Source organism: Enterococcus sp. AZ088 (assembly GCF_051714845.1).
In the GTDB taxonomy this organism is placed as follows: Bacteria; Bacillota; Bacilli; order Lactobacillales; family Enterococcaceae; genus Enterococcus; species Enterococcus faecalis.
On record NZ_JBIOSQ010000001.1, the window covers coordinates 2,662,524 to 2,674,310 of the forward strand.

Here is an 11,787-nt window from a genome sequence, read left to right on the forward strand (position 1 = left end):
CTCTATGATAACAAAGAACCCCCCTGTAGAAGTTGACGATTTTTACGCACCCTATGCGAAATTTTTGAAACACGTTGATAGAACAACGTTTACAAGCTCGTTATTTAATTATTGATAAACAAAAATGTTGTTCTACGCCTACTTTCCCTCGAAATCACGCGTTCAAAGTTTAAGTCTTTACTCTTTTTAACGAGAAAAGCTCAAAATGTTAGCATTAAAGACTAACATTTTGAGCTTTTCTTAATTATTCCGACGCATTCTTTTTTAAAAAAACAAGATTTTTTTCGCATTCCTCGCACTTTTTTAGGTTCTAACCAAGCAAGGCACTGATTAATAGCCCTAAAGCATAGGTGCCATTGAAAACCATTAAGTTCTTAATGGAATGGCGGAAACTTTTCGGCTGCGGCAATTCTTGTTTAAACGTTTGAATATTTTTCCAAATGACAGGCAGAGTAACAAATGTAATTAACACTGGCCATTGATAAATGCCACTAATGAAGCCGAATAAAATCACCAGATAGCCAGCTAGCGCTAACACTTGAAACAGCACAATCCCCGCTGGGCGCCCGATATAATAGACTAATGTATAACGGTGGTTCTCAATATCCGTGTCTAAGTCCCGTAAATTGTTGGCGAGCATGATGTTAGCAATCGAACAGACCAAGGGCAAGGACGCCACGACAATCGCAAGCACCGCCCAGAGATTGCCGTCTAAGCGAAAGGCGCCACTGGCGAAATCAACCGTTAAGTAAAACGGCGGCTTGGTGACGACATTCAAGTAAACGGTTAAGACGAAGATGCCTAAGCCCATCGTGAAGCCACTGAAAATTTCCCCTAAGGGCATGCGGGATAACGGAATCGGTCCATACGTGTAGAAAATCCCGATGAAGCAGCAAATTCCTCCTAACACAAGGAAGAGCCAACCGGTTTGAACCGTCAAGTACGCACCCACAACGGCAGTGAAGGCAATCATGGCGAAAATCATGTTGCGAACTAGTTGTGGTGAAACGCCTGATTGTCCGATAATATTTTCTTCATATTTGTAGACGTCCGATTTGGCTTTTTTGAAGTCCATGTAATTATTAATGGCGGTGGTGGCCATATCAAAGACCACCATGCCAATGAAGAAAACCAGCGTGTTGCCCCACTGGACTTCCCCAAAATAGGTCATTGAAAACAAGACCCCGATAATGAAGGGAAAGAGACTGGCAAGCTTCGTCTGAATTTCCACTACTTTTAAAAACACATTTAAAGACATTTTTAGTCGCTCCTTATTTCAAATCGGCCCGATTCCCCATCGTATAGCCAGAGTCTTTGCCGATTTCAAAGTTGCCTTCGATATCTTTGCTGATGTAGACTTTGTCGTCTTTTGTGACGAAAATGGCATCGGTTCCTTTCAGACTTTCGACATATTCTAGTCCTTTTTTGACGCCCATTGAGAAGACGGCTGTTGAGAGACCATCACCATCGATGGATTTGTCGGTGATAATGGTGACACCTGCGATGTCGTTATCAAACGGATAGCCAGTTTCACGATCGAAGAGATGGTGGTACGTTTTGCCATCGACTTTTAAGTAGCGTTCATAAATTCCTGATGTTACTAAGGTTTTGTTGCTTTCTTTGACTTGACCTAAGACTGTGTTGCGGGCTTTATTCGGATCTTGAATCCCAACTGTCCAGTCCATGTCTTTGCCACGTGGGCTGTGTCCTAAGACGTAAACATTCCCGCCTAAATCGACGATAGCGGTGGTAACGCCGTTGTCTTTCAGAACTTTCACGACTTCGTCGGTGATGAAGCCTTTGGCAATTGCGCCTAAATCTAATTGCATGCCTTTTTCTTCAAGGTAAACGGTTTGCTCTTTGTCGTTGAATTTGACTTTCGTGTAATCGACAAGTTTCAAGGCTTGATCAATTTCGGCTTGGCTTGGTTTGCGGGCATCATCGAAGCCAATGTGCCACATAGAGGTGATTGGACCAATTGCCATGTCGAAGCCGCCGCGGGAGTCTTTGCTATATTCATAGGCTTTTTTCAACAAAGGATACAGGTCATCTGAGACTTTGACTGGTTTCACGCCTGCTTCTTGGTTGATTTCATCAATTTCTGAACCTGGTTGGTTGACGGTGATTTTATCGCCTAGTTCTTTGACACGGGCAAAAGCTTTCGGTAAGACGTCTTCTTTGCCATCATCGTAGATGCGAATTTGAACGTAGGTACCAAGCATTGTTTGACGGTCAGAGTATGGTTCTGTATTAATTTTCGCTTCTGGTTTTGAGGAACAAGCAGCTGCCACAAACAGCACTGCTAGAACACTCACCATGAGCAGAAGTTTCTTTTTCATAGGATTCCCTCTTCTTTCCTTCTTTAATTAAAAAATAAGTTCTCTTGCATAGTAGCCTTTTTTGGAAAAAATGAAAAGTCTTTCTCTTGGAAATTCACAAATTTCTGTGAAAAAATTTGTGAAATGATGGACAGAACTAGCGAAGAAAAAGGGGCGGGAAAGTCAGCCAACCGACTTTTTCCCAACCCCTCAATGGTGTCAAGTAATTGCTGAAAAGCATTTCAGGAACTACTTCACGATTCATTTATTTCTAATTATTTTGTTACGATGTTGTCAACAACGATTTCAGTTGTGTCGCCTTTTTCAGCAGCGTTCACTAATTGTTGTGCGTAGTTGATGAATGAATGTGTGCTGTGTGTTGCACCAGTTACCACTTCAACACCTGCAGGTGAGCCGTCTTCTTCGCCCATTGCTTTAACAAATTCTTTGTTTAATGTTTCGATATATTCTTTTGGTCCAACGCCAGCAACGTCTTTCATTTTGCTTTCGTATTCAGTGTCATCTTTTTTAGATTTGCCGTCAGCGTTCACGTTATCGTAGTTAGATTCAGTCACTTTACCATCTTTCACAGTCATTGAGAATGTTGTGTGGTAGCCGTTTGAGTCATTTTTTTCTTTCAATGAGTACGTACCATCTTTCAATGCTGCGCCATTGTCGATTTCGATTGTGTCTGTGTTACCAGCTTGTGCTGCTTGGATTAATTGTTGTGCGTAGTTTTGGAATGATTCAGATGAATGAGTCGCACCAGTTACTACTTCCACACCGCTTGCGCTTTGTGCTTTAACAAAAGAATCGTTTAATTGTTTGATGTATTCTTTTGGTCCAACACCAGATTTTGCTTTCATGCTTTCTTCATACTTAGTGTCTTCTGTTTTAGATTTGCCGTCAGCATTGATGTTGTCATATTTAGATTCAGTGATTTTGCCGTCTTTTACAGTCATTTCAAAGACTGCACGGTAACCATTTTTTTCATTTTTTTCTTCTAATTTATACGTACCATCTTTTAAATCGCCACCGGCAACTTTTTTCGCTGGTGCTGATGATTCAGTTGATTTTTTCGTTTCTGAAGATGCTGCGCTAGAAGAGTTCGTTGTGTTGTCTTTCTTGTCTGCGCCACAGCCTGCTAATACTAAACTAAATAATGCAATTGCCGCAAAACCTTTAACAAATTTATTCACTTTCATTGATAGTCACCTTTTCTTTCATGATTTTCACAAACATCAAAAGTTTGTGATACATTACACATTATAATGGTTTTAAAAACGTTGTCAAGACCATCCCCTAAAAATATTTACATTTCGGTCTTTTTTTCATCAAAAACTCATCGTTGGAGTAAATTTGTTGACAATTAAAATTTATATTAGACAAATTCGTGAAATACTTATATAATGTTAGTCGATTGTGTACTTATTAATCATTATCACTATTTTACTACTTACAATATTAAGGAGCGGATTGTCAATGACAAAGCAAAATATTGTCGTTGTAGGTGCTGGGTATGCTGGCGTTTCAGCTACTAAATTTCTAGCAAAGAAATTTAAAAAAGATACGGACGTAACAATCACATTGATTGATCGCCATTCTTACCACACTATGATGACCGAATTGCATGAAGTAGCAGGCGGACGTGTTGAACCAGAAGCAATTCAATACGACTTACAACGTTTGTTCTCACGCAAGAAAAACGTAAAATTGGTAACAGATACTGTTACTGGGATCGACAAAGAAAACAAAGTTGTGAAAACTTTAGCAGGTTCTTATCCATTTGACCAGTTAATTCTGGGTATGGGTGGCGAACCAAACGACTTTGGAACACCAGGCGTGAAAGAAAATGGTTTCACCTTATGGTCATTTGATGATGCAGTGAAAATTCGTCATCACATTGAAGCAACCGTTGCTAAAGCAGCCATCGAACCAGATGCTGAAGTCCGCAAAGCAATGTTAACATTCGTTGTCTGTGGTTCTGGTTTTACTGGGATCGAAATGGTCGGCGAATTAATCGACTGGAAAGATCGTTTAGCGAAAGATGCCAAAATTGATCCAGACGAAATTACATTAATGGTTGTTGAAGCAATGCCAACCATCTTAAACATGTTATCTCGTAACGATGCTGCCAAAGCAGAACGTTATCTAGAAAAGAAAAATGTTCAATTATTATTGAACTCACCAATCGTTGAAGTTGCAGCAGATCACATTAAATTAAAAGATGGTTCTGAAGTACCAACGCATACGTTAATCTGGACAGCTGGTGTGAAAGCAACTTCTGATGCCGCTGACTTTGGTTTAGAAGCAGCACGTGGTAGTCGTTTAGTTGCGAATGAATACATGCAAGCAAAAGGCTACGAAGACAAAAACATTTATATCATTGGTGACTTGGTTTATTACGAAGAAACACCAAATACACCAACTCCTCAAATCGTTCAAGCAGCTGAACAAACAGGTCATACTGCAGCTGCCAACATCGTTGCAGATATTAAAGGCGGCGAAAAACATGCCTTTAAAGGAAACTACCAAGGATTCATGGTTTCCATCGGCGCGAAATGGGGCGTTGCCAACTTATTCGATAAAATTCATTTGAGTGGTTTCTTAGCCATCATTATGAAACATATCGTTAACTTGAAATACTTCTTTGATATTCGTTCTGGTTACTACATGTTCCAATACATTATGCACGAAATCTTCCATATTAAAGATGATCGTTCTGTTGCTCGCGGACATACGTCTCGTTACGGCAATGTCTTGTGGAGTGTTCCGCTACGTGTCTTCTATGGTATGGTTTGGTTAGTCGAATCAATGAAGAAAATTGTCGGCAACGGCGATTACTTGAAACCAAGCACTTGGTTTGGTGACGGTTCTTGGTTCACAGATAAAGTCGTTTTCCCATTCCCTTGGTTACAAGAACAAGTAACAACAGGTGCTTCTCAAGCAACTGAAACAGCAACAACTGCTGCAAGTGGTGCGGCGGATGCGGCGGCAAGCGGTGGTGCCGATGCGGCAACACAAGCAGCGCACTTTGGTTTAAGCTACGCTTACGGCGAAACACCAATGCAAGTGTTTGATCACATGCCTAAATGGTTCGAAAGCGTAATGAAATTTATGATGCCAAACCAAGAAGTTGCTTTGTTCATGCAAAAATTCATGACAATCGTTGAAGTATGTATTGCTTTAGCATTGATTGCTGGTTTATTCACTTGGTTATCAAGTGCTGCTACAATTGGTTTAACAATTGCCTTCTGTTTATCTGGCATGTTCTATTGGGTAAATATCTGGTTTATCTTTGTCGCTTTTGCTTTGATGAACGGTTCAGGCCGTGCTGTCGGTTTAGACCGCTGGGTAATTCCATGGATTCAACGCAAACTTGGTAAAGCGTGGTATGGTACCCCGAAAGCTAGATACGGCGGTAAGTAAGCAATCGATAATCGATTGACAACTACGAGCAAAAGCTGAGACACATGTCTCCAGCTGACTATCATAGGATTTAGTATGTGGGACAGCAGTCAAGCATGACTTTTGTCCCACATATTTTCTTTTATATAATATGGTGGCTCAACTGGAAAAGAATACTTCTTTTCCGTTCATTATGTTATGATAGACAAGAAAAAAACACCAAAGGAGAGAGAAGAAAATGACGATCAAAGAATTCATTAAGAAAAGTCGCTTGAAAACATGGGACGTTATTATTATTGCTGTTTTAGTTCTTGGTTCTTTTCTGCCCCTTGTTGTTTTTGCCATGCAAAACCGTGGTCAAGAAGCGGCTACGTATCAAGCAGTCTTGAAAGTAGACAACAAAGTAATCAAAGTCTTTGACTTAAAAAAGGACGGCCCGCATTATACATATAAATACGAAGCAAAAGACGGTGATTACAACCTGATTGAAGTAGATGGTGATCGTATCCGCGTGAAGGAAGCCAACTGTGCTGACTTAGTGGATGTTCGGCGAGGCTGGATTTCCAAACCTGGTGAAACCCCGATTGCCTGTCTACCCCACAATTTGTTTATCACCGTGGAAGCTTCTGATGGGAGTGAAGACGGTAGCTTAATTTATTAAGCACGACAACTATGAGCAAATTACACAAGAATATTTATATTGCTATGCTCGTTGCCCAAGGGGTCATTATTGGCTTAATCGAAAATATGATTCCTTACCCTTTCGCATTTGCTCCTGGGGCAAAGCTCGGTCTAGCAAATTTAATTACTATTATTGCGATTTTCACCATGCGTAAGCGTGATAGTTTTTTCCTAGTCTGTTTACGTTTGATTTTAACGACATTACTGGGCGGTACACTTTCGACCTTTTTCTATAGTGCCAGTGGTGCCTTATTAAGTTATTTCGGCATGTTGCTTGTCAAGCAGCTGGGGCCAAAACGGGTCAGCATTATCGGGATTAGTGCCGTTGGTGGTTTCTTACACAACGTTGGTCAGTTGCTAACGACCTCTTTCTTTGCTCATTCGTGGGCGCCGATGCTGTACTTACCATTTTTATCTCTGTTTGGGTTACTCTCAGGGATTGCCATTGGGATTGCCGCTAATTATTTACTACAACATGTCCAGACGTTACGAAAATTCCAACTGAATTATGAACAAACAACGAAACATAAGTGGAGTCAATTTTTCTAATTGAAAACCTGTCCGCCACAATTAAAGGAGTCATCTTATGAATATACATCCTATGTGGAATACCTATCCTACGTTATCAAAAGAATTAACAACTACTCTTCGCTTGATGGAACAAGCGGTTCAAATCGATAATCAAGAGATTCAAGCTGCTGTCCATGATATGATTCATTCTGGCGGCAAATTGCTACGTCCAGCCTACCAACTGTTGTTCTCTTATTTTGGTGAACAGCGGGACCCTAAAAAGGCGACAGCGTTAGCGGCTTCCATTGAATTACTGCATACCGCCACGTTAGTTCACGACGATATTGTCGATGAAGCTGATACGCGTCGTGGCTTGCCAACATTGCGTTCGCGCTTTGGAAATAGCACAGCCGTGTATACAGGCGATTATCTTTTTGTTTGCTGTTTCAAGCTCTTATCTGATTATTCTTCTTCATTAAAAAGCATTCAATTAAATTCGCGTAGTATGGAAAAAGTCCTGACTGGTGAGCTTGGTCAAATGGACAATCGCTATAATTTCGAGGTAACGATTGACCAATATTTAAAAAACATTTCTGGGAAAACAGCGGAATTGTTTGCGCTAAGTTGTTTTGTCGGTGCCTATGAAAGTGGCACCTCCCAACGTTTTGCCAAACGTTGTGGTGAAATCGGCGAAAATATCGGACTGGCTTTTCAAATTATTGATGATATTTTGGACTATACACAAACTGCTGACGCTATCGGCAAACCCGTCTTAGAAGACGTACGTCAAGGCGTGTATTCTTTGCCCTTGATTTATGCACTTGAAGCCAATCGTGAAGTCTTGTTGCCACTTTTAATGAAAAAAGAAGCCTTGACCGATGAAGAAACACAGGAAATTTATCGTCTTGTCCATGAACTAGGTGGCGTAGAAAAGGCCCAACAATTAGCCACTCATTACACAGAAAAAGCGCTGAAAGAAATCAGCAAACTTCCTGAAACAAAGGCCCAAGCGAAAGAACAATTGTATGAAATTACACAAACGATTTTGACAAGAGAAAATTAAAAAAGCCGCTGGATCCTATTGAGGATTTAGCGGCTAGCTTTTTAGGTGATACCTTGGTATAATAAACACGAAGAGAGCGTACTAGACATACGCTCTCGGGTAGACCGTTTAAGACGGTAGCTGAATTAATTAGGAAATAAACCCGTTAATCCTGGCTAAAGATTATGACGGGTTTATTTTTTGTCGTTTTTATTACTGATTTTGACAATTAATGTTGCGAAAGCGATCGCAAGCATCAATGCTTCAAAGACAGTCACTACTATTCCTTTCTAGGGAAAGAGCAAACAAGCAAAAACATTGGCAGTCCCCCTTTTTTTGAGAAATTGCCACCGTCATAAACTTCCTACTTGTGTAGTATAACACATTTATGCCTTCCTAGAATACGCTTACTTTTTTATTTACTATTCGACTTTTCCGTTTCAACTTGCTATAATAAACACGAAGAGAGCGTACTAGACATACGCTCTCGGGTAGACCGTTTAAGACGGTAGCTTTAATTGTGGATAAATAAACCCGTCAATCTTCGCTAAAAGTTATGACGGGTTTATTTTTTGTCGTTTTTATTACTGATTTTGACAATTAATGTTGCGAAAGCAATCGCAAGCATCAATGCTTCAAAGACAGTCACTACTATTCCTTTCTAGGGAAAGAGCAAACAAGCAAAAACATTGGCAATCCCCCTTTTTTGAGAAATTGCCACCGTCATAAACTTTCTACTTGTGTAGTATAACACATTTGTACCTTCCTAGAATACGCTTACTTTCCTGATTATTCAACAGCCGCTTTCTTTTGTAATAAAAATCGCGCACCGTTTACTGGGATAAAACGATTCAGCCAACTAAAATTTTTTAGACTAAACAGACCGACCATCTTTTTTGATGGTCGGTCTGTTTAGTCTATTGCTCCGCCCTTACTCCTTCTCCGACAATGCTCGCCAGACATCAAATGTTTGTTTTAAGCCTTGGACATTATGAACACGTAAAATTTCTACGCCTTGTTGTGCTGCATACAAGGAAGCAGCGGCTGAGCCAAAATCACGGTTGGCTGGTTCTGGTTCGTTCGTTAAAGCGCCGATGGTTCGTTTGCGAGAAACGCCGTATAGTAACGGATAATCTTGGTAGCGAAAGGCGTTAGGATCTTTTAACAGTTGAAGGTTTTCTGCGACAGTTTTATGAAAGCCAATCCCTGGATCGAAACAAATTTTTTCTAAGGAAAGCCCATATTTTTGGCATTGTTCAATTTTTTCTGTATAAAATTGGTGCAACTCTTCTTTTAAAGAAAGCGATTGGCGTTTTCTAGAATGCATAATCACAACTTGGACTTCAGGATATTGTGCGAGGACTTCTGCCATCCCCGGAGTGTCTAATCCTTTGATGTCATTAATCATTGTGGCGCCAGCTTGGATCGCGGCTTCTGCTACTTCGGGATAGTAGGTATCCACAGAAATCTGCGCTAGAGAAGTCTCACGTATTTTTTTAATTAACGGTAATACTCGTTCTGCCTCAACTTGTGGAGAAACTTCTTCGTAGCCAGGACGTGTGGATTGGCCGCCAATGTCTAAAATATCGGCCCCCGCTTCTAGTAAATGAAGCGCATGTTGATAGGCCACGTCGACCGTTGTGTAGCTACCGCCATCAGAAAAAGAGTCGGGGGTCGTGTTGACAATCCCCATAATTTGGTAATTCTTTTTTAAATCAATCATTGTCACATTGCTCCTTTATCTGCTGAATCATCTTTCGTAAAGCCCGCATTCTAGGACTTATCTTCATTCGTTCACTCGTGGACAACTCCGCTAAGGTTTTGCCTCGATCTGGTAAATAAATAATCGGATCAAAGCCATAACCACCTGTACCGCGCGGTTCAACTAATTCACCAGTCAAAGTGGCTTCCGTTTGCAACAGTTTGTCGTCGTCGAGTACATAGACCAACGTGGCTGATAAGGTTAACTCTCGGGTCGACTGTTGCCCTTCAAATAAGTGCAACAGTTCGCGGTTCTGTTCTTCCGGATTGGCTGAATGGAAAAAGCGGCTTGTATGAATACCTAATAAATCAGGAAAAGCAGTTAACGTTAAGCCGCCATCATCACCTAACACTGGGCGGCCAATTAATTGTTGGAAAAAGCGAGCTTTTAGATAAGCATTTTCAGCATACGTAGTGCCAGTTTCTGCAGGTTGTTCTTGACTGGTTGTATACTTTCGATAAGAGACAAGTTGAATAGCGGGGTCCTTAAGTCCTGATTGCATTTCTTTTAACTTACCTTGGTTATTCGTGCCAACAATGATTTCCATTTTCTAACGTATCTCCATTAAAAATTGATTTTTCCACTCTTGTTCTTTAAATAGTCCGGTAAATTGAAATGTTTTGGTGCTACTTTGTGGTGTTTTCACGCCGCGCATCGTCATACACATATGTTCCGCTTCAATGGCTACTGCAATGCCTTTAACGGGAATATTTTCTTGAAGTTTGCGGGCAATTGTCACTGTTAAATCTTCTTGAACTGTGGGACGTTTGGCACAATGTTCTACTAATCTTGGTAACTTGCTTAGTCCCAATACTTTGCCACCTTCTGGCAGATAAGCGACATGTACTTTTCCATAAAATGGCAATAAATGGTGTTCACACATTGAATAAAAGGCAATATCTTTTACTAAAACCATTTCGCCTTCATTTAAGCTATCAAATAATTTATAATCGTCAAATTCAGGTTCGGTTAATCCACTAAAAACTTCTGCATACATTTTAGCTACACGTTTGGGTGTATCAATGAGTCCTGACCGTTGAGTATCTTCCCCCACTGCTTCTAAGATTGTGGTAACTGCCTGCTCAATTTGCGCTTGTTTTTCCTGCTCCATCTCTACCATTCCTTTTCGCTTACTCGCACTTCTTCTTGATTGCCACTGCGCTGAATCCATGTAGCTATTGGCGCGCCCAATAGTTGTTCCTCTGCGTAAACATCACTTAAGGGAATCAAAACAAATGACCGTTTTGTTAATTCTTGATGAGGAACTTGTAAGTGGGGCAATGTGACTGACTGCTCCCCTAATAATAAAATATCAATATCAATAATCCGCGGACCCCAGTGAATTAATTTTTTACGTTTCATTGCTTGCTCAATCCCTTGGGTAACAGCCAATAACTCTTCAGCGGTATAGCTAGTATCAATTTTCAATACGGCGTTCAAAAAATCATCTTGGTCTGTATAGCCGTAAGGATCCGTTTCATAAAGTTTTGAAGAAGCCACGACCTGAATCTGCGGGTCTTCGTTTAAATAATTGCGGGCTTTCACTAAATTTGCGTACGGATCGCCGACGTTACTACCTAATGCTACATAGCCAATCATCTATACTTCTCGCTCCATTTCAATTTCAATATTGTCAAAAAGGCCGGGCATCGGCACACTATATTTTCTAATTTTAATGATAATTTTGTTCAATTGTTCTTGATAATCTGCAGAAATATCATCTAAAATAGCACTCGCTAAACCTTCGATTAAATCGTACGAGTGATTGTTTACTCGTTGGGCAATCAATTCATTCACTTCGGCATAATTGACAGTTTGAGTGACATCATCTGTTCGCCCTGCCTCGGCTAACGACAACTGCATTTCAAGGTCGATTTCTACTTGCTGTCCTAGACGTTTTTCTTCTGCCAAAACACCATTTTTTGTGAAAAATTTCAAGTTGTTGATTCTAATTTTATCCATCCTCTAACTCCCTACCCTCTGTTTTGCTGATTTTTTTAATCATAGCATATTTCTTGGAAAAGTCAGTAGTTAAAAGATGGAAAAGTGGTTATTGGCATGATATA

General features: G+C 40.4%; 12 protein-coding genes. 4 read left to right on the forward strand and 8 right to left on the reverse strand.

Translation table 11 applies throughout. The annotated features are described in order from the left end of the window. Window positions 1-310: 310 nt before the first annotated feature. The 3 genes from menA to pplA form a co-directional block, all read right to left on the reverse strand. The gene (menA, locus tag IGL17_RS12800) at window positions 311-1,258 is read right to left on the reverse strand and encodes a 1,4-dihydroxy-2-naphthoate polyprenyltransferase (RefSeq protein WP_016617990.1); all 948 of its coding nucleotides are present in this window, start codon (window positions 1,256-1,258) and stop codon (window positions 311-313) included. Between the two features lie 13 nt (window positions 1,259-1,271). Next, a complete protein-coding gene (locus IGL17_RS12805) occupies window positions 1,272-2,339 on the reverse strand; it encodes an FAD:protein FMN transferase (protein WP_002354751.1) in 1,068 nt (355 codons plus the stop codon). 254 nt (window positions 2,340-2,593) lie between these two features. Beyond that, window positions 2,594-3,523 carry an extracellular electron transfer flavoprotein PplA gene (gene pplA / locus IGL17_RS12810; RefSeq protein ID WP_002381005.1) on the reverse strand — a complete coding sequence of 310 codons (930 nt, stop codon included), beginning with the start codon at window positions 3,521-3,523 and terminating at the stop codon, window positions 2,594-2,596. Window positions 3,524-3,800: 277 nt separating this feature from the next. Between pplA and IGL17_RS12815 the strand changes: the two genes are divergently transcribed. From IGL17_RS12815 to IGL17_RS12830, 4 genes are all read left to right on the forward strand, one after another. After that, window positions 3,801-5,747 (forward strand): NAD(P)/FAD-dependent oxidoreductase, encoded by a 1,947-nt coding sequence (locus tag IGL17_RS12815; RefSeq protein ID WP_002354747.1) that lies wholly within the window; start codon window positions 3,801-3,803, stop codon window positions 5,745-5,747. 217 nt (window positions 5,748-5,964) lie between these two features. Then, a complete protein-coding gene (locus IGL17_RS12820) occupies window positions 5,965-6,387 on the forward strand; it encodes a NusG domain II-containing protein (protein WP_002358956.1) in 423 nt (140 codons plus the stop codon). An 11-nt stretch (window positions 6,388-6,398) separates the two neighbouring features. Beyond that, window positions 6,399-6,956: a Gx transporter family protein gene (locus IGL17_RS12825; RefSeq protein WP_002354743.1), complete on the forward strand. Its 558-nt coding sequence runs from the start codon at window positions 6,399-6,401 to the stop codon at window positions 6,954-6,956. Window positions 6,957-6,993: 37 nt separating this feature from the next. Further along, complete coding sequence (locus IGL17_RS12830) at window positions 6,994-7,980, forward strand: polyprenyl synthetase family protein (protein WP_002358954.1); 987 nt, start codon at window positions 6,994-6,996, stop codon at window positions 7,978-7,980. A 910-nt stretch (window positions 7,981-8,890) separates the two neighbouring features. Here the strand turns inward: IGL17_RS12830 and folP are convergent. From folP to folB, 5 genes are read right to left on the reverse strand one after another with little or no spacing between them, the layout of a single operon-like run. Next, entirely contained in the window at window positions 8,891-9,682 is a 792-nt protein-coding gene (gene folP / locus IGL17_RS12835; protein WP_016617991.1) for a dihydropteroate synthase, read from the reverse strand. Then, complete coding sequence (locus IGL17_RS12840; protein WP_002354736.1) at window positions 9,675-10,268, reverse strand: non-canonical purine NTP pyrophosphatase; 594 nt, start codon at window positions 10,266-10,268, stop codon at window positions 9,675-9,677. Before IGL17_RS12840 ends, folP begins: the two co-directional genes overlap by 8 nt. A 3-nt stretch (window positions 10,269-10,271) precedes the next feature. Next, on the reverse strand, window positions 10,272-10,841 hold the full coding sequence (folE, locus tag IGL17_RS12845; RefSeq protein WP_002381007.1) for a GTP cyclohydrolase I FolE: 570 nt from the start codon (window positions 10,839-10,841) through the stop codon (window positions 10,272-10,274). After that, a complete protein-coding gene (gene folK / locus IGL17_RS12850) occupies window positions 10,835-11,320 on the reverse strand; it encodes a 2-amino-4-hydroxy-6-hydroxymethyldihydropteridine diphosphokinase (protein ID WP_002365443.1) in 486 nt (161 codons plus the stop codon). Before folK ends, folE begins: the two co-directional genes overlap by 7 nt. Beyond that, window positions 11,321-11,683 carry a dihydroneopterin aldolase gene (gene folB, locus IGL17_RS12855; protein WP_002354733.1) on the reverse strand — a complete coding sequence of 121 codons (363 nt, stop codon included), beginning with the start codon at window positions 11,681-11,683 and terminating at the stop codon, window positions 11,321-11,323. It abuts the gene before it with no gap. Window positions 11,684-11,787 lie beyond the last annotated feature (104 nt).